This is a genomic window from Escherichia ruysiae, assembly GCF_031323975.1.
Lineage (GTDB): Bacteria > Pseudomonadota > Gammaproteobacteria > Enterobacterales > Enterobacteriaceae > Escherichia > Escherichia ruysiae.
Window position 1 is genome coordinate 3,789,038 of record NZ_JAVIWS010000001.1, and the last position, 17,119, is coordinate 3,806,156.

Here is a 17,119-nt window from a genome sequence, read left to right on the forward strand (position 1 = left end):
ACCGTGCAGGACGAGTATTACATGGCGCGGGCGCTAAAGCTGGCGCAACGAGGACGTTTCACTACTCACCCAAACCCAAATGTTGGGTGTGTCATTGTGAAAGATGGTGAAATTGTCGGCGAAGGTTACCATCACCGTGCGGGTGAACCACATGCCGAAGTACACGCGTTGCGTATGGCGGGTGAAAAAGCCAAAGGTGCAACCGCCTATGTCACACTCGAACCTTGCAGTCATCATGGTCGAACGCCGCCGTGCTGTGACGCACTCATCGCCGCTGGCGTAGCGCGCGTGGTCGCTGCGATGCAGGATCCGAACCCGCAGGTTGCTGGACGTGGACTTTACCGTCTGCAACAGGCTGGCATTGACGTCAGCCACGGGCTGATGATGAGTGAAGCCGAGCAATTGAATAAAGGCTTTCTCAAGCGGATGCGCACTGGCTTTCCTTATATCCAGTTAAAACTTGGCGCATCGCTTGATGGTCGCACGGCGATGGCGAGCGGTGAGAGCCAGTGGATCACTTCGCCTCAGGCGCGGCGCGATGTACAACGTCTGCGTGCGCAAAGTCATGCCATTTTAACCAGTAGCGCCACGGTGCTGGCGGACGATCCGGCCTTAACGGCGCGTTGGTCTGAACTGGATGAACAAACTCAGGCGCTCTATCCGCAACAAAATCTCCGCCAGCCGGTACGCATCGTCATTGACAGTCAGAATCGCGTGACGCCGGAACACCGCATCGTGCAGCAGCCAGGCGAGACCTGGTTTGCCCGAACGCAGGATGACACCCGCGAGTGGCCGGAAACAGTGCGCACTTTGCTGATCCCGGAACATAAAGGTCATCTGGATTTGGTTGTGCTGATGATGCAACTGGGCAAGCAACAAATTAATAGTGTGTGGGTAGAGGCGGGGCCAACGCTCGCTGGCGCACTGCTACAGGCTGGTTTAGTCGATGAGCTGATTGTCTATATCGCACCTAAACTTTTAGGTAGCGACGCCCGTGGATTATGTACGCTGCCAGGGCTTGAGAAATTAGCTGACGCCCCCCAATTTAAATTCAAAGAGATACGTCATGTAGGCCCGGATGTTTGCCTGCATTTAGTGGGTGCATGATCTCCCGGCTCGAAAGGGAAGCAGCGCACGAAATATTATGCTAAAATCCGCCCCCCTGCGGGGCCATACTCGAACCCGAAGGAAGAAAATGAACATTATTGAAGCTAACGTTGCTACCCCGGACGCTCGCGTCGCCATCACCATCGCGCGTTTCAACAACTTTATCAATGACAGCCTGCTGGAAGGTGCGATTGACGCACTGAAACGTATTGGTCAGGTAAAAGATGAAAACATTACCGTTGTTTGGGTGCCAGGTGCCTATGAGCTGCCGCTGGCGGCTGGTGCACTGGCTAAAACCGGTAAATACGATGCGGTGATCGCGCTGGGTACGGTTATTCGTGGTGGCACTGCCCACTTTGAATACGTCGCTGGTGGTGCAAGCAACGGCCTGGCGCATGTTGCCCAGGACAGCGAAATTCCGGTTGCTTTTGGGGTTCTGACCACTGAAAGCATTGAACAAGCGATCGAACGTGCTGGCACCAAAGCTGGTAACAAAGGTGCAGAAGCTGCACTGACCGCGCTTGAAATGATTAATGTATTGAAAGCCATCAAGGCCTGAAATTAGTAAGGGGAAATCCGTGAAACCTGCTGCTCGTCGCCGCGCTCGTGAGTGTGCCGTCCAGGCGCTCTACTCCTGGCAGTTGTCCCAGAACGACATCGCTGATGTTGAATACCAGTTCCTGGCTGAACAGGATGTAAAAGACGTTGACGTCCTGTACTTCCGTGAGCTACTGGCCGGGGTGGCGACTAACACCGCATACCTCGACGGACTGATGAAGCCATATCTTTCGCGCCTGCTGGAAGAGCTGGGCCAGGTAGAAAAAGCAGTACTACGCATTGCGCTGTACGAGCTGTCTAAACGTAGCGATGTGCCGTATAAAGTGGCCATTAACGAAGCGATCGAACTGGCGAAATCGTTCGGCGCAGAAGACAGCCATAAGTTCGTCAACGGCGTACTCGATAAAGCAGCACCAGTGATTCGCCCTAACAAAAAGTGATATCCAGGCCGGCAGAGTAACGGAAAGCATTTCCGTACTCTCCGGCCTTTTCTTTTTTACCTGCTGAGGCATAACGTATGGCATGTGGCGAGTTCTCCCTGATTGCCCGTTATTTTGACCGTGTAAGAAGCTCTCGTCTTGATGTCGAACTTGGCATCGGTGACGATTGTGCACTTCTCAATATCCCCGAGAAACAGACCCTGGCGATCAGTACTGATACGCTGGTGGCGGGCAACCACTTCCTCCCTGATATCGATCCTGCGGATCTGGCGTATAAAGCACTGGCAGTAAACTTAAGCGATCTGGCGGCGATGGGCGCTGATCCGGCCTGGTTGACGCTGGCATTGACTTTACCGAACGTAGACGAAGCGTGGCTTGAATCTTTCAGCGACAGTTTGTTTGACCTTCTCAATTATTACGATATGCAACTCATTGGCGGCGATACCACGCGTGGACCATTATCAATGACGTTGGGTATCCACGGCTTTGTTCCGATGGGACGCGCCTTAACGCGCTCTGGTGCGAAGCCGGGCGACTGGATTTACGTGACCGGTACGCCGGGCGATAGCGCCGCCGGGCTGGCGATTTTGCAAAATCGTTTGCAGGTTGCCGATGCTAAAGATGCGGAGTATTTAATCAAACGTCATCTCCGTCCGTCGCCGCGTATTTTACAGGGGCAGGCATTGCGCGATCTGGCGAGTTCAGCCATCGATCTCTCTGACGGTCTGATCTCCGACCTCGGCCATATCGTGAAAGCCAGCGACTGCGGCGCACGTATTGATCTGGCGTTGTTGCCATTCTCTGATGCACTTTCACGTCATGTCGAACCGGAACAGGCGCTGCGTTGGGCGCTCTCTGGCGGTGAAGATTACGAGTTGTGTTTCACTGTGCCGGAACTGAACCGTGGCGCGCTGGATGTGGCTCTCGGACACCTGGGCGTACCGTTTACCTGTATCGGGCAAATGACCGCCGATATCGAAGGGCTTTGTTTTGTTCGTGACGGTGAACCTGTCACGTTAGACTGGAAAGGATATGACCATTTTGCCACGCCATAAAGATGTCGCGAAAAGTCGCCTGAAAATGAGTAACCCGTGGCACTTATTGGCTACGGGGTTCGGGAGTGGGTTAAGTCCGATTGTCCCTGGTACGATGGGCTCGCTGGCGGCGATTCCGTTCTGGTATCTGATGACCTTTTTGCCCTGGCAGCTCTATTCGCTGGTGGTGATGCTGGGGATCTGTATCGGTGTCTATCTTTGCCATCAGACGGCGAAAGATATGGGCGTGCACGATCACGGCAGTATCGTCTGGGACGAATTTATTGGCATGTGGATCACCCTGATGGCGCTGCCGACCAATGACTGGCAGTGGGTTGCCGCCGGGTTTGTGATTTTCCGTATTCTGGATATGTGGAAACCGTGGCCGATCCGCTGGTTTGATCGCAATGTGCATGGCGGCATGGGGATCATGATCGATGATATTGTCGCTGGGGTGATTTCCGCTGGAATACTCTATTTTATCGGCCATCACTGGCCGATGGGTATTCTGTCGTAGGCCGAATAAGGCGTTCACGCCGCATCCGGCGGTTGCGCACCGATGCCTGATACGACGTGAACGCCTTATCAGGCCTGGATATCTATTTAAATCCTACTATCGGATGGGGTTTATACGGCGTTTCCAGTTCGGCAATCTGCTCTGGTTTTAGCGTGATATCCACCGCGTTCAGCAACTCATCAAGCTGTTCTTCCCGCGAAGTTCCGATAATCGGCGCGGCAATGCCCGGTTTGCTCAATAGCCACGCCAGCGCCACTTGTGCTCGCGTAGCCCCCAATTCTTCACTCACGCCCGTTAATCGTTCTGCAATCTGCGCGTCATTTTCGTCGCTTTCGTTGTAGAGATTTTTTCCTACTTCATCGGAAACTAATCGTGCGGTGGTTTCTCCCCACGGACGAGTCAGACGTCCCCGCGCCAGCGGGCTCCACGGGATCACCGCGACGCCCTCCTGATAACATAGCGGCAGCATCTCGCGTTCTTCTTCGCGATAAATCAGATTGTAGTGATCCTGCATACTGACAAACTGCGCCCAGCCGTGCTGTTTTTGCAGCTCCAGAGCCTGAGCAAACTGCGAGGCGTGCATGGATGACGCGCCGATATAACGCGCTTTCCCGGCTTTTACCACGTCGTTCAGGGCTTCCAGCGTCTCTTCGATCGGCGTGTTGTAATCCCAGCGATGAATTTGCAGGATATCAACATAATCCATGCCGAGACGGCGCAGGCTGTCGTCAATAGAGCGCAAAATTTGTGCGCGGGATAATCCTTCTGGCAAATCACCGACACGATGGAACACTTTGGTGGCAACGACCACGTCTTCACGGCGGGCGAAATCCCGCAATGCGCGACCGACTATCTCTTCGCTGCTGCCGTCAGAATAGCTGTTGGCGGTATCAAAGAAATTTATGCCGCCTTCCAGCGCACGTTTGATGATTGGACGGCTGCTCTCTTCCGGCAGTGTCCATGCGTGATTACCGCGATCTGGCTCGCCAAAGGTCATACAGCCAAGGCAAAGTCGGGAAACGCGAAGGTCGGTTTTTCCTAAGGGGTTGTATTGCATGCTGCCACTCCTGCCATGAATAATTTCTTAAGCATAGCAGGAGTGGAGTAGGGATTATGCCAGCCAGGCCTTGATTTTGGCTTCCATTCCGGCGGCATCGAGGCCGAGCTCGGCGCGCATTTCTTCCTGAGTTCCTTGCGGAATAAAGAAGTCCGGCAGGCCAATGTTCAGTACCGGCACCGGTTTACGATGAGCCATCAGCACTTCGTTCACGCCACTGCCCGCGCCGCCCATAATGGCGTTTTCTTCAACGGTGACCAGCGCCTCATGGCTGGCGGCCATTTCCAGAATTAACGCTTCATCAAGCGGCTTCACAAAACGCATATCGACCAGCGTAGCGTTCAGCGATTCGGCGACTTTCGCCGCTTCTGGCATTAGCGTACCAAAGTTGAGGATCGCTAGCTTTTCACCACGACGCTTCACGATGCCTTTGCCAATCGGCAGTTTTTCCAGCGGCGTCAGCTCCACGCCGACGGCATTGCCGCGCGGGTAGCGCACCGCTGACGGCCCCTCGTTATAGTGATAGCCGGTATGGAGCATTTGGCGACATTCGTTTTCATCGCTCGGGGTCATAATGACCATTTCCGGAATGCAGCGCAGGTAAGAGAGATCAAACGCGCCCTGATGGGTTTGACCGTCAGCACCAACAATGCCCGCGCGGTCGATGGCGAACAGAACCGGTAGCTTTTGAATCGCCACGTCATGCAGTACCTGATCATAGGCGCGTTGCAGGAAGGTGGAGTAGATCGCCACGATTGGTTTGTACCCCCCAATCGCCAGACCCGCAGCAAAGGTCACTGCGTGTTGCTCAGCGATTGCCACATCAAAATAGCGATCCGGGAATTTACGTGAGAATTCGACCATGCCAGAACCTTCACGCATCGCCGGAGTAATCGCCATCAGCTTGTTGTCTTTCGCTGCGGTTTCGCACAACCAGTCGCCAAAGATTTTTGAATAGCTCGGCAAACCGCCGCTACTTTTCGGCAAACAACCGCTGGAGGGATCAAATTTAGGCACGGCGTGGAAGGTGATAGGGTCTTTTTCTGCCGGTTCATAACCACGACCTTTTTTAGTCATGATATGCAGGAACTGTGGGCCTTTCAGGTCGCGCATGTTCTTAAGCGTAGTGATAAGCCCCAGCACATCGTGACCGTCCACCGGGCCGATGTAGTTAAAGCCCAGCTCTTCAAACAACGTGCCAGGCACCACCATGCCTTTAATATGTTCTTCGGTACGTTTGAGCAGTTCTTTAATTGGCGGAACGCCAGAGAAAACTTTTTTCCCGCCTTCGCGCAGTGAAGAGTAAAGCTTACCAGAAAGTAGCTGCGCCAGATGGTTGTTGAGCGCGCCGACATTTTCGGAAATCGACATTTCATTGTCGTTAAGGACAACCAGCATATCAGGACGGATATCACCCGCATGGTTCATTGCTTCAAACGCCATGCCAGCGGTAATCGCGCCATCGCCAATGACACAGACGGTGCGGCGATTTTTGCCTTCTTTCTCAGCAGCAACCGCAATACCAATTCCGGCACTGATGGAGGTTGATGAATGCCCGACGCTTAATACGTCATATTCGCTTTCGCCGCGCCACGGGAACGGATGCAGACCGCCTTTCTGACGGATGGTGCCGATTTTGTCGCGGCGTCCGGTCAAAATTTTATGCGGATAAGCCTGATGCCCCACATCCCAAATCAATTGGTCAAAAGGAGTGTTGTAGACATAGTGCAGCGCCACGGTCAGTTCGACCGTGCCCAGCCCGGAGGCGAAGTGCCCGCTGGAACGGCTCACGCTGTCGAGTAAATAGCGGCGCAGTTCGTCGCAGAGTTTCGGTAAACTCTCTTTTGGCAACAGTCGTAACTCCTGGGTGGAGTCGACCAGTGCCAGGGTCGGGTATTTGGCAATATCAAAACTCATCAGGGGCCTATTAATACTTATTGTTTATTTATTACGCTGGATGATGTAGTCCGCTAGCGCTTCCAGTGCCGAGGTATCGAGTGACTGTTCAGCCAGTTGTTTCAGCGACTGACGGGCATCGTCGATCAGATCCCGGGCTTTCTTCCGGGCTTGCTCAAGACCCAGAAGTGCAGGGTAGGTACTTTTACCAAGTTGCTGGTCGGCACCCTGGCGTTTACCCAACGTTGCAGTATCTCCCACCACATCCAGGATGTCATCCTGAACCTGGAAGGCAAGGCCGATGCTCTCTGCATACTTGTCGAGTATAGGCAGTGCATTTCGTCCTTTATCTCCGGCGCTTAATGCACCAAGGCGAACGGCGGCGCGAATCAATGCGCCGGTTTTATGACGATGAATACGCTCAAGCGCCTCCAGAGGTATGTGTTTGCCTTCTGCGTCTAAATCTAATGCCTGACCGCCGCACATTCCGGCAATACCGCTGGCATTTGCCAGTTCAGAAATCATCGCAATTCTGTCGCGATCTGATACTTCCGGCATATCGGCATCGCTTAAAATCGAAAACGCCAGCGTTTGTAAAGCATCGCCAGCAAGAATTGCGTTCGCTTCGCCAAACTTCACATGGCAGGTCGGCAACCCGCGACGCAGATCGTCATCATCCATTGCCGGTAAATCATCATGAATTAATGAGTAAGCGTGGATACACTCTACGGCGGCAGCGGGTGCGTCTAACGTGCTCATGCTAACGCCGAGCATTTGACCAGTAGCATAAACCAGGAACGGTCGCAGGCGCTTACCACCTAATAATGCGCCATACTGCATGGTTTCTACCACGGGAGTGTTCTGAAAGGGCAGTGGGGCGATAAAACGGCTCAGCGCCTGGTTGGCCTGCTTAACACAGGCTTCGAGTTGCTGCGGAAAGTCCATTACTCATTGTCCGGTGTAAAAGGTGTCGGAGAGGCGTCTTCGTTGTCAGACAGCAGGATTTGTACGCGCTGTTCGGCTTGTTGTAATTTGGCCTGCCCTTGACGTGCCAGCTGCACGCCACGTTCGAACTCGTTCAGTGCCTCTTCCAGCGGCAGGTCGCCACTTTCCAGACGGGTCACAATCTGTTCCAGCTCGCTTAGCGCCTTTTCAAAGCTGGCGGGCGCCTCATTTTTCTTCGGCATAATGAATGTCTGACTCTCAATATTTTACGCCCCGCCATGGTAACGGACTCAGGGCAAATAGCAAATAACGCGCAATGGTAAGGTGATGTGCGCAGCAAAGCGATGTTAGTGGTATACTTCCGCGCCTGGATGCAGCCGCAGGTGTGGGCTGCTGTATTTTTCCCTATACAAGTCGCTTAAGACTTGCCAACGAACCATTGCCGCCATGAAGTTTATCATTAAATTGTTCCCGGAAATCACCATCAAGAGCCAATCTGTGCGCTTGCGCTTTATAAAAATCCTTACCGGGAATATTCGTAACGTTTTAAAGCACTATGATGAGACGCTCGCTGTCGTCCGCCACTGGGATAACATCGAAGTTCGCGCAAAAGATGAAAATCAGCGTCTGGCCATTCGCGATGCCCTGACCCGTATTCCGGGTATCCACCATATTCTCGAAGTCGAAGACGTGCCGTTTACTGACATGCACGATATTTTTGAGAAAGCGTTGGTTCAGTATCGCGATCAGCTGGAAGGTAAAACCTTCTGTGTACGCGTGAAGCGCCGTGGCAAACATGATTTTAGCTCGATTGATGTGGAACGTTACGTCGGCGGCGGTTTAAATCAGCATATTGAGTCCGCGCGCGTGAAGCTGACCAATCCGGATGTGACTGTCCATCTGGAAGTTGAGGACGATCGTCTCCTGCTGATCAAAGGCCGCTACGAAGGTATTGGCGGTTTCCCGATCGGCACCCAGGAAGATGTGCTGTCGCTGATCTCCGGCGGTTTCGACTCCGGTGTTTCCAGCTATATGTTGATGCGTCGCGGCTGCCGCGTGCATTACTGCTTCTTTAATCTCGGCGGCGCGGCGCACGAAATCGGCGTTCGTCAGGTGGCGCATTATCTGTGGAACCGTTTTGGCAGCTCTCACCGCGTGCGTTTTGTTGCGATTAACTTCGAGCCGGTCGTCGGGGAGATTCTTGAGAAAATCGACGACGGTCAGATGGGCGTTATCCTCAAACGTATGATGGTGCGTGCCGCGTCTAAAGTGGCTGAACGTTATGGCGTACAGGCGCTGGTCACCGGCGAGGCGCTGGGCCAGGTGTCCAGCCAGACGCTGACCAACCTGCGCCTGATTGATAACGTCTCTGATACGCTGATCCTGCGTCCGCTGATCTCTTACGACAAAGAGCACATCATCAACCTGGCTCGTCAGATTGGCACCGAAGACTTTGCCCGCACGATGCCGGAATATTGCGGTGTGATCTCCAAAAGCCCGACGGTGAAAGCGGTTAAATCGAAGATTGAAGCGGAAGAAGAGAAGTTCGACTTCAGCATTCTCGACAAAGTAGTTGAGGAAGCGAATAACGTTGATATCCGCGAAATCGCTCAGCAGACCGAGCAGGAAGTGGTGGAAGTGGAAACCGTCAATGGCTTCGGCCCGAACGACGTGATCCTCGATATTCGCTCTATCGATGAACAGGAAGATAAGCCGTTGAAAGTCGAAGGGATCGACGTGGTTTCTCTACCGTTCTATAAACTGAGCACCAAATTTGGCGATCTCGACCAGAACAAAACCTGGCTATTGTGGTGTGAGCGTGGGGTGATGAGCCGCCTGCAGGCGCTCTATCTGCGCGAGCAGGGCTTTAATAATGTGAAGGTATATCGCCCGTAATTTGTGGTTTTTACGTCGCATCTGGTCAGATGCGACGTTTGCCGCATCCGACACTACTCGTAATAATTATAAATCCCTGCCGCCATCACCAGTTGTGATGCCACTTCATGGGCTTTCTCGCGCCCAACCAGCAGGTCGATAATTTTCAGACCAAAATCAATAGCCGTACCCGGCCCCTGGCTGGTCAGCAATTTTACCCGTGCATCCCAGACGACGCGCTTGTCCTGCCATTGTTCAGCGGGAATTTTGTCTTTCAGCGTCGGGAAGCCGGTCATATTGCCAATCGGGAAGATATCGTGCGGCACCAGCACGGTGGCTGGTGCGGCGCAAATAGCCGCGACGATACGCCCGGAACGGTGGAACTGTTTAACGGTTTCAACCAGCAGGGTACTATCGCGAAAACACTCTGCGCCTTTAATGCCACCAGGCAGCACGATCACGTCATATTCGCCATCCGCCACTTCGACCAGCGGCGCATCCGCCAGCAGCTTCACGCCGCGCGAGCAGGTAATCGCCAGGTTGCCATCGCTGGCGACGCTGGCAGTGGTGACATTAATACCACCGCGAACCAACAGGTCGATGGTGGTGACCGCTTCAGTCTCTTCACTACCAGGGGCGAGGCAGACCAGTGCCGATGCGCTCATATTCACTCTCCTTTCTTTTTACCATTTCAAACAGGCGGGTGTTTTCCGGTACAGCAATCCCATGCGCGCGGGCACGGCGTAAGAGAAAACCATTGATATAGTCGATTTCTGTATGGCGCATTGCGCGGATGTCCTGCAACATCGACGAAATGTTTTCTGCTGTGGCATCAATCACCTGCATCACGTAATCACGTAAATCTTCCGCTGAAGTATGATGCCCTTCGCGTTCGATCACCGCCGCGACTTCTTCGCATATCTGCATAATCTCTTGCGGGTGATGACGTAATTCACCGTTCGGGCAATTCCAGATGGCAGTGAGCGGATTAATCACACAGTTTACCGCCAGCTTGCGCCACAGCTCGGCGCGAATATTGTTATGCCAGGCAACGTCAGGCAACACGGTTTGCAAAATATCCGCCAGATAACTGTAATCACCGTCCTGTTGCCGTGCCGGGCCGATATGTGTGATACCGTTTGCCACGTGAATGATGACGTTGCCGTCGCGGCGCGCTGCATGGGTGGTCGTGCCCATCAGTAACGGTTGCCCGATGTTCTGTAACTCTTCAATGGTGCCCATGCCGTTGTGGATCAGCAGAATTGGCGTGGTTACAGGTAGCGTCGACGCCAGGCTTTTGACGGCATCAGATACCTGCCAGGCTTTCAGCGTCACCAGGAGTAGATCGCTGGTGGCGAGAAAATCGGGATCATTGGCGGTCAGCGATTCGTTAAATATCGAACCGTCTGTCTCCACCAGATTCACGCTACAATAAGGTTGCGGTACGCGCAGCCAGCCCTGAACCTCGTGACCTTGTTTGCAAAATGCTGTAAGCCATAATTGCCCTAAGGCACCGCATCCCAATACGGTAATTTTCATTGTTCCTCCTCACCCGCAACCACACCGGGTGTTCAATAAGGCTATCCCTTAATTGTGCATGGTGTTGTGACTATGCACAATTAAGGGATACGTCCTGGCGCAGGACTGTCTGTTATTTAACTTTGCAGGTATTATGCTTCGCATCAAAAATGAAGGGAGAGAAAAAGATGCCATCTTTCGATATTGTCTCTGAAGTTGATCTTCAGGAAGCGCGTAACGCGGTCGATAACGCGAGTCGCGAAGTGGAGTCTCGTTTTGACTTCCGTAACGTTGAAGCGTCGTTTGAGCTGAACGACGCTAACAAAACTATCAAAGTGCTGAGTGAGTCCGATTTCCAGGTCAATCAGTTGCTGGATATTCTGCGTGCCAAACTGCTGAAACGCGGCATTGAAGGCAGTTCGCTGGATGTACCGGAAAATATCGTTCATAGCGGTAAAACCTGGTTTGTGGAAGCGAAGCTGAAGCAGGGCATTGAGAGTGCGACCCAGAAGAAAATCGTCAAGATGATCAAAGACAGCAAACTGAAAGTGCAGGCGCAAATTCAGGGTGATGAGATCCGTGTGACCGGTAAATCCCGTGATGATTTGCAGGCTGTTATGGCGATGGTACGCGGTGGCGATCTCGGCCAGCCGTTCCAGTTCAAAAACTTCCGCGATTAATCTCGATAACGTGCGCTCTGTTCATGCCGGATGCGGCATGATCGCCTTAACTGGCCTGCAAAAGTTTGTGATTTCAAAAGATTACAGCAACTTTGTAGGCCTGATAAGCGTAGCGCATCAGGCAATTTAGCCTCGTTTTTATGCCTGGCGAATTGCCTGTTCAACCTCAAAGCGATTCGTCACTTTGCTGTCGATTTTCACGTAAGCCGAATGTTCTTCTTCTGCAATCAACACTTCTTTGACGCCAGCCGTTTCCAGTAAACGAACTTTTAACAAATCATTTGCGGCAACTTCAGCCGGGATTTCAATGCGCAAGCTGCTGACATACGGCGGTTCTTTCATCGTACTGGCGACCGCCAGCCACACCGCCGCCAGTATTGCACCTGCCAGAAAAACCCCCTGACCGTCAAACATGCCGTCAATCCAGCCGCCCAGAGAACCGCCAATCGCCACGCCAAGAAACTGGCTGGTGGAGTAAACACCCATCGCCGTGCCTTTGTAACCTGCTGGCGACTCTTTACTGATAAGTGAAGGCAGGAGGGCTTCCATCAGGTTAAACGCCACAAAGAAAAGCTGCACGCCGACCACTAACTGCCAGAACTGCGTTTGTGCGTTCCACAACACGATTTCCGCAATGACGATCAGCCCGACGCAGAAGATAAAGACCTGTTTCATTTTGCGCTTAACTTCGGCGTAGATAATGAAAGGCACAACCGAGCCAAAGGCGATTAACATCGTCGCCAGATAGACCTTCCAGTGTTCAGCTGCCGGAAAACCCGCGCCAGCCAGTTGCCCTGGCAGGGCAACAAACGTCGACATCAGCAACATGTGCAGACACATAATGCCGAAGTTGAGTTTCAGCAGGCGTGGTTCCGCCAGCACTTTACTGAAACTGCCTTTCACCATCCCGGACTCACGATTAAGTACGTGCGTGCGGCTGTTAGGCACAACCCAAATGGTCAACGCAATGCCGGTCGTTGCCAGAATAGCGATCATCCAGAACAGCGCATGTAGCCCAAGTTTGTGAGTGATGATCGGGCCAAGCACCATCGCAATGGCGAAGGTAATGCCAAAACTGACGCCGATAAATGCCATCGCTTTGGTACGGTTTTGTTCGCGAGTCAGATCAGAAAGTAGCGCCATAACGGCTGCGGCTATGGCGCCAGAACCTTGTAACGCACGACCCAGAATGATCCCCCAGATGGAGTCGGAAAGCGCGGCAATCACGCTACCCGCGACGAACACAGCTAACCCGCCAACGATAAGCGGTTTGCGGCCTATGCGGTCGGAAAGCAGGCCAAATGGAATCTGAAAAACGGCCTGAGTCAGACCATAAATGCCAATCGCAATCCCGATCAACGCTTCACTGGCGCCTTGCAGAGCCATGCCGTACGTGGTCAGAACCGGCAGAACCATAAACATGCCCAGCATACGCAATGAAAATACGGTTCCTAAACCCCAGGTCGCGCGCCGCTCGCCTGGCGTCATTTTATAATCGTTCATTACCACCTCTGTTTTAAATTCGCGACTAGTGTAAAGCGGCAAACGAATGGGGTAAACATGCGGATTTTTTAGTAAATATTTCGTGAGGGATATGTTTCTAATGCTAAGAAAAAAGGTGCCGTAGCACCTTTTTTAACAGGGAAGTCGCAGTTACCAAACGCCAGCCAGCAGCGTATGCGAGTCCGGCACCATAAAATCAACGGACATCATCACCGAGAGGGCAGTGATGGCGATGATAGAGAAGCCGAACAGCTTGCGCGCCCAGATTCGGTCATCAGCAACTTTATAACCACGCAGGGCCATACCTAACCACCAGACGCTGACTGCCGCAGCGACCACCAGATATTTGTATCCAGCGTAACCGCCAAGAGAGAGCATCAGCGTGGCAACAGCAAAGGCGATGATATACAGCGTGATGTGATTCTTCGCCACTGAAATGCCTTTCACTACCGGCAGTACCGGAATGTTCGCCGCCTGATAATCCTTGAAGCGGAAAATGGCGATGGCATAAGAGTGAGGCATTTGCCACAGGCTGAAGATAGCCAGCAGGATTGCAGCGCCGCTATCGAAGTCGCCTGTCACCGCACAGTAGCCGATCACCGGCGGCGCAGCGCCGGAGAGCGAACCAATCAACGTGCCGTAGACAGAGTGGCGTTTCATGTACAGGCTATAAACGCCAACATACACCACAAAGCCCATCACCCCCAGCCAGCAGGCCAGCGGATTCGCGCCAAACCACAGCAGCATAAAGCCAGCAATACCCAGCACGGTGGCGTACACCAGCGAGACAGCAGGAGAGATCAGGCCTTTAACCAGCACCCGATTCTTCGTCCTTTCCATCTTTCTGTCGATATCCCTGTCGATGTAGTTGTTAAACACACAACCCGACGCCACAACCAGTGACACTCCAACCAACGTGTAGATAAACAGGGGATAATCAATGCTGCCCTTTGAGGCCAGCAGGAATCCCCCAATCACCGAGATCAGGTTGCCAAAGATGATGCCTGGTTTCGTTACTTGCAGGTATTGCTTAAACATCATAACCGCCGCTCTTAGTGCATCATCATGTTGTAGTTGAGGTTCCACATGATCCAGATGGAGCCTACAACCAGAATCGCGATGATTAGCACGGTGAAGACAAACGCCGTCATGTTCCAGCCTTCATCTGATTTAGTATTCATGTGCAGGAAGCACACCAGATGCACCAGAACCTGTACCACTGCCATTGCCAGGATTGTTCCCAGAATTACGGCCGGAGAGGCAGAACCTGACATCACCATCCAGAACGGAATCACCGTCAGAATGATCGACAGGATAAAGCCTGTCATATAGGTTTTTACGCTGCCATGGGATGCGCCGCCGCTCACGTTAGAATGACTCATTACATCGCCCCCATCAGATAAACAACAGTGAACACACAGATCCACACCACATCCAGGAAGTGCCAGAACAGGCTCAGACACATGATGCGGGTACGGTTAGTGCTGGTCAGGCCACGACGGGCGATTTGCACCATCAGCACCGCCATCCAGATAAGACCGGAAGTGACGTGCAGACCGTGTGTCCCGACCAGCGCAAAGAACGCTGACAGGAAGCCGCTGCGATCCGGACCCATGTCGTTAACAATCAGATGATGGAATTCATAGAGTTCCATCCCGATAAATCCGGCACCAAACAACCAGGTCAACGCCAGCCAGGAGATAACCTGGCTTTTGTTGTTTTTGTACATGGCGATAGCCGCCATGCCGTAGGTGATGGAGCTGAACAACAGCAAGAAGGTTTCAACCAGAACGAACGGCAGTTCGAAAATGTCCTTACCTGTCGGGCCGCCTGCGGTGCCGTTCACCAGAACGGCATAGGTAGCAAACAAGATGGAGAACAGAATGCAGTCGCTCATCAGGTAGATCCAGAATCCGAAGATTTTGGTTCCGCCTGCATCGTGGTGCCCGTGTTCGTGCGCGTGGGCAGTCGCGTGCGTCAAAGTATCAGTTGCCATTTTTCAGCCCTGCCTTAGTAATCTCATCGAAATGCTGGTTTTCCAGTTTTTCGATTTCTGCCACCGGCACGTAGTAATCCACGTCCTCGTCGAAGCTTTTCACGATCCAGGTGATGATCATGCCTGCGAAGCCAACAATCGCCAGCCACCAGATATGCCAGATCATGGCGAAACCGAAGATGGTGGAGAAAGCCGCAATGACAATACCGGCGCCGCTGTTTTTCGGCATATGAATTTCTTCATAGTGGTCAGGCTTTTTGTACGCTTCGCCTTTCTCTTTCATTTCCCAGAATGCATCACGCTCGTGAACGTGCGGCACAACGGCAAAGTTATAGAACGGAGGCGGGGAAGAGGTTGCCCACTCCAGCGTACGGCCACCCCACGGGTCGCCAGTCAGATCACGGTTCTGGTCGCGGTCGCGAATAGAAACGTACATCTGAATCACGAGGCAGAGAATACCCAGCGCAATCAGTACCGCACCGCTGGCTGCAATCATCAGCATAGTGTGGAACTGCGGGTCAATCTGCTGGCTCAAACGACGGGTCATACCCATAAAGCCCAGCGCATACAGCGGCATAAAGGCAACGAAGAAGCCGATGATCCAGAACCAGAACGCGCGTTTACCCCAGGTTTCGTTCAGTTTGAAACCGAACGCTTTAGGCCACCAGTAGGTCATCCCTGCGAAGCAGCCGAAGACCACGCCGCCGATGATCACGTTATGGAAGTGCGCAATCAGGAACAGGCTGTTATGCAGAACGAAGTCCGCGCCCGGTACTGCCAGCAGCACGCCAGTCATACCGCCCACCGAGAAGGTGACGATAAAACCGATGGTCCACAGCATCGCGGAATGGAACACGATGCGACCCTGATACATGGTGAACAGCCAGTTGAAGATCTTCACCCCGGTCGGGATGGCGATAATCATTGTGGTGATACCAAAGAAGGCGTTTACGTTCGCGCCCGCACCCATCGTAAAGAAGTGGTGCAGCCAGACGATGAACGACAGCACGGTGATACAGACGGTTGCCCATACCAGCGAGGTATAACCAAACAGACGTTTACGCGAGAAGGTTGCCGCAATTTCGGAGAACACACCGAAAACAGGCAGGATCAGGATGTAAACTTCCGGATGTCCCCATGCCCAAATCAGGTTGATGTACATCATCATGTTGCCACCCATATCGTTGGTAAAGAAATGGGTGCCCAGATAGCGATCCAGGGTCAACAACGCGACGGTAACCGTCAGAATTGGGAAGGAAGCAATAATCAGAATGTTTGCGCACAATGATGCCCAGGTAAATACTGGCATCTTGAACATGGTCATGCCCGGTGCGCGCATCTTCAGAATGGTAACGAAGAAGTTGATACCAGTTAGCGTCGTACCAATACCGGATAGCTGGAGACTCCATATCCAGTAATCGACACCGACCCCCGGACTGTACTCTATTCCCGATAGCGGTGGATAGGCCAGCCAGCCGGTCTGCGCAAACTCGCCCACGCCGAGAGAAACGTTAACCAGAATCACACCAACAACGGTAAACCAGAAGCTTAAGTTGTTGAGGAACGGGAACGCAACGTCACGCGCGCCGATCTGCAGCGGAACCACCAGGTTCATCAGACCGATAACGAAAGGCATCGCCACGAAGAAGATCATAATCACGCCGTGCGCGGTGAAGATCTGATCGTAGTGGTGAGGCGGCAGGAAGCCCGCTTCGCCCGCTGAGGCAAGAGCCTGCTGGCTACGCATCATAATGGCGTCAGCAAAACCACGCAGCAGCATCACAATTGCCACGATGATATACATGATACCAAGGCGTTTATGGTCGACGGAGGTCAGCCACTCTTTCCACAGGTAGGTCCACTTACCGAAGTAAGTGATCAGGCCAACGAGCGCCAGACCTCCCAAAATAATGGCAGCGATCGTAACCATGACGATAGGTTCATGGAACGGGACTGCATCAAGTGATAATTTTCCGAACATCTTTATTCTTCC

18 protein-coding genes are annotated in these 17,119 nt (G+C 52.9%); 7 read left to right on the top strand and 11 right to left on the bottom strand.

Annotated elements, in window-relative coordinates; translation table 11 throughout:
• Positions 1 to 3 precede the first annotated feature (3 nt).
• The 5 genes from ribD (at position 4) to pgpA (ending at position 3,656) form a co-directional block, all read left to right on the top strand.
• The gene (gene ribD / locus RGV86_RS18245; protein ID WP_085460453.1) at positions 4 to 1,107 is read left to right on the top strand and encodes a bifunctional diaminohydroxyphosphoribosylaminopyrimidine deaminase/5-amino-6-(5-phosphoribosylamino)uracil reductase RibD; all 1,104 of its coding nucleotides are present in this window, start codon (positions 4 to 6) and stop codon (positions 1,105 to 1,107) included.
• Positions 1,108 to 1,195: 88 nt separating this feature from the next.
• Positions 1,196 to 1,666 carry a 6,7-dimethyl-8-ribityllumazine synthase gene (ribH, locus tag RGV86_RS18250; protein ID WP_001021161.1) on the top strand — a complete coding sequence of 157 codons (471 nt, stop codon included), beginning with the start codon at positions 1,196 to 1,198 and terminating at the stop codon, positions 1,664 to 1,666.
• A 19-nt stretch (positions 1,667 to 1,685) separates the two neighbouring features.
• Entirely contained in the window at positions 1,686 to 2,105 is a 420-nt protein-coding gene (gene nusB, locus RGV86_RS18255) for a transcription antitermination factor NusB (RefSeq protein WP_000801125.1), read from the top strand.
• A gap of 77 nt (positions 2,106 to 2,182) precedes the next feature.
• Positions 2,183 to 3,160 (top strand): thiamine-phosphate kinase, encoded by a 978-nt coding sequence (thiL, locus tag RGV86_RS18260; protein WP_137598236.1) that lies wholly within the window; start codon positions 2,183 to 2,185, stop codon positions 3,158 to 3,160.
• The gene (gene pgpA, locus RGV86_RS18265; RefSeq protein WP_000154038.1) at positions 3,138 to 3,656 is read left to right on the top strand and encodes a phosphatidylglycerophosphatase A; all 519 of its coding nucleotides are present in this window, start codon (positions 3,138 to 3,140) and stop codon (positions 3,654 to 3,656) included. The genes thiL and pgpA overlap by 23 nt, the downstream gene beginning before the upstream one ends.
• 82 nt (positions 3,657 to 3,738) lie before the next feature.
• Here the strand turns inward: pgpA and yajO are convergent, their stop codons facing one another.
• From yajO to xseB, 4 genes are read right to left on the bottom strand one after another with little or no spacing between them, the layout of a single operon-like run.
• On the bottom strand, positions 3,739 to 4,713 hold the full coding sequence (gene yajO, locus RGV86_RS18270; protein ID WP_001199803.1) for a 1-deoxyxylulose-5-phosphate synthase YajO: 975 nt from the start codon (positions 4,711 to 4,713) through the stop codon (positions 3,739 to 3,741).
• A 54-nt stretch (positions 4,714 to 4,767) separates the two neighbouring features.
• On the bottom strand, positions 4,768 to 6,630 hold the full coding sequence (gene dxs / locus RGV86_RS18275) for a 1-deoxy-D-xylulose-5-phosphate synthase (protein WP_000006803.1): 1,863 nt from the start codon (positions 6,628 to 6,630) through the stop codon (positions 4,768 to 4,770).
• Between the two features lie 24 nt (positions 6,631 to 6,654).
• Complete coding sequence (gene ispA, locus RGV86_RS18280; RefSeq protein WP_000347245.1) at positions 6,655 to 7,554, bottom strand: (2E,6E)-farnesyl diphosphate synthase; 900 nt, start codon at positions 7,552 to 7,554, stop codon at positions 6,655 to 6,657.
• Positions 7,554 to 7,796, bottom strand: a complete 243-nt coding sequence (gene xseB / locus RGV86_RS18285) for an exodeoxyribonuclease VII small subunit (RefSeq protein ID WP_001124936.1) — start codon at positions 7,794 to 7,796, stop codon at positions 7,554 to 7,556. Before xseB ends, ispA begins: the two co-directional genes overlap by 1 nt.
• 205 nt (positions 7,797 to 8,001) lie before the next feature.
• On the opposite strand from xseB, the gene RGV86_RS18290 reads away from it, so the two are divergent.
• The gene (locus RGV86_RS18290) at positions 8,002 to 9,450 is read left to right on the top strand and encodes a tRNA 4-thiouridine(8) synthase ThiI (protein WP_000668662.1); all 1,449 of its coding nucleotides are present in this window, start codon (positions 8,002 to 8,004) and stop codon (positions 9,448 to 9,450) included.
• A gap of 53 nt (positions 9,451 to 9,503) precedes the next feature.
• On the opposite strand, the gene yajL is transcribed toward RGV86_RS18290, so the two are convergent.
• Together yajL and panE are read right to left on the bottom strand one after the other, a co-directional pair.
• The gene (yajL, locus tag RGV86_RS18295; protein ID WP_001276329.1) at positions 9,504 to 10,094 is read right to left on the bottom strand and encodes a protein deglycase YajL; all 591 of its coding nucleotides are present in this window, start codon (positions 10,092 to 10,094) and stop codon (positions 9,504 to 9,506) included.
• Positions 10,057 to 10,968: a 2-dehydropantoate 2-reductase gene (panE, locus tag RGV86_RS18300; protein ID WP_000705825.1), complete on the bottom strand. Its 912-nt coding sequence runs from the start codon at positions 10,966 to 10,968 to the stop codon at positions 10,057 to 10,059. The genes yajL and panE overlap by 38 nt, the downstream gene beginning before the upstream one ends.
• Positions 10,969 to 11,135: 167 nt before the next feature.
• On the opposite strand from panE, the gene yajQ reads away from it, so the two are divergent.
• Positions 11,136 to 11,627: a nucleotide binding protein YajQ gene (yajQ, locus tag RGV86_RS18305; RefSeq protein WP_001138897.1), complete on the top strand. Its 492-nt coding sequence runs from the start codon at positions 11,136 to 11,138 to the stop codon at positions 11,625 to 11,627.
• 138 nt (positions 11,628 to 11,765) lie between these two features.
• Here the strand turns inward: yajQ and RGV86_RS18310 are convergent, their stop codons facing one another.
• The 5 genes from RGV86_RS18310 to cyoB all read right to left on the bottom strand — a co-directional run bounded on the left by RGV86_RS18310 (position 11,766) and on the right by cyoB (position 17,107).
• The gene (locus RGV86_RS18310; protein ID WP_001000994.1) at positions 11,766 to 13,130 is read right to left on the bottom strand and encodes an MFS transporter; all 1,365 of its coding nucleotides are present in this window, start codon (positions 13,128 to 13,130) and stop codon (positions 11,766 to 11,768) included.
• 150 nt (positions 13,131 to 13,280) lie between these two features.
• Complete coding sequence (gene cyoE, locus RGV86_RS18315; protein ID WP_000971347.1) at positions 13,281 to 14,171, bottom strand: heme o synthase; 891 nt, start codon at positions 14,169 to 14,171, stop codon at positions 13,281 to 13,283.
• Positions 14,172 to 14,182: 11 nt separating this feature from the next.
• The gene (locus RGV86_RS18320; protein WP_000019801.1) at positions 14,183 to 14,512 is read right to left on the bottom strand and encodes a cytochrome o ubiquinol oxidase subunit IV; all 330 of its coding nucleotides are present in this window, start codon (positions 14,510 to 14,512) and stop codon (positions 14,183 to 14,185) included.
• On the bottom strand, positions 14,512 to 15,126 hold the full coding sequence (locus RGV86_RS18325; RefSeq protein WP_000179822.1) for a cytochrome o ubiquinol oxidase subunit III: 615 nt from the start codon (positions 15,124 to 15,126) through the stop codon (positions 14,512 to 14,514). Before RGV86_RS18325 ends, RGV86_RS18320 begins: the two co-directional genes overlap by 1 nt.
• On the bottom strand, positions 15,116 to 17,107 hold the full coding sequence (gene cyoB / locus RGV86_RS18330; RefSeq protein WP_000467154.1) for a cytochrome o ubiquinol oxidase subunit I: 1,992 nt from the start codon (positions 17,105 to 17,107) through the stop codon (positions 15,116 to 15,118). Before cyoB ends, RGV86_RS18325 begins: the two co-directional genes overlap by 11 nt.
• Positions 17,108 to 17,119 lie beyond the last annotated feature (12 nt).

Excerpts from the sequence above, each read along its gene's own strand:
- ribH (WP_001021161.1), top strand. The coding sequence starts at position 1,196 with ATGAACATTATTGAAGCTAACGTTGCTACCCCGGACGCTCGCGTCGCC.
- thiL (WP_137598236.1), top strand. The coding sequence starts at position 2,183 with ATGGCATGTGGCGAGTTCTCCCTGATTGCCCGTTATTTTGACCGTGTA.
- pgpA (WP_000154038.1), top strand. The coding sequence starts at position 3,138 with ATGACCATTTTGCCACGCCATAAAGATGTCGCGAAAAGTCGCCTGAAA.
- yajO (WP_001199803.1), bottom strand. The coding sequence starts at position 4,713 with ATGCAATACAACCCCTTAGGAAAAACCGACCTTCGCGTTTCCCGACTT.
- dxs (WP_000006803.1), bottom strand. The coding sequence starts at position 6,630 with ATGAGTTTTGATATTGCCAAATACCCGACCCTGGCACTGGTCGACTCC.
- ispA (WP_000347245.1), bottom strand. The coding sequence starts at position 7,554 with ATGGACTTTCCGCAGCAACTCGAAGCCTGTGTTAAGCAGGCCAACCAG.
- xseB (WP_001124936.1), bottom strand. The coding sequence starts at position 7,796 with ATGCCGAAGAAAAATGAGGCGCCCGCCAGCTTTGAAAAGGCGCTAAGC.
- RGV86_RS18290 (WP_000668662.1), top strand. The coding sequence starts at position 8,002 with ATGAAGTTTATCATTAAATTGTTCCCGGAAATCACCATCAAGAGCCAA.
- yajL (WP_001276329.1), bottom strand. The coding sequence starts at position 10,094 with ATGAGCGCATCGGCACTGGTCTGCCTCGCCCCTGGTAGTGAAGAGACT.
- panE (WP_000705825.1), bottom strand. The coding sequence starts at position 10,968 with ATGAAAATTACCGTATTGGGATGCGGTGCCTTAGGGCAATTATGGCTT.
- yajQ (WP_001138897.1), top strand. The coding sequence starts at position 11,136 with ATGCCATCTTTCGATATTGTCTCTGAAGTTGATCTTCAGGAAGCGCGT.
- RGV86_RS18310 (WP_001000994.1), bottom strand. The coding sequence starts at position 13,130 with ATGAACGATTATAAAATGACGCCAGGCGAGCGGCGCGCGACCTGGGGT.
- cyoE (WP_000971347.1), bottom strand. The coding sequence starts at position 14,171 with ATGATGTTTAAGCAATACCTGCAAGTAACGAAACCAGGCATCATCTTT.
- RGV86_RS18320 (WP_000019801.1), bottom strand. The coding sequence starts at position 14,512 with ATGAGTCATTCTAACGTGAGCGGCGGCGCATCCCATGGCAGCGTAAAA.
- RGV86_RS18325 (WP_000179822.1), bottom strand. The coding sequence starts at position 15,126 with ATGGCAACTGATACTTTGACGCACGCGACTGCCCACGCGCACGAACAC.
- cyoB (WP_000467154.1), bottom strand. The coding sequence starts at position 17,107 with ATGTTCGGAAAATTATCACTTGATGCAGTCCCGTTCCATGAACCTATC.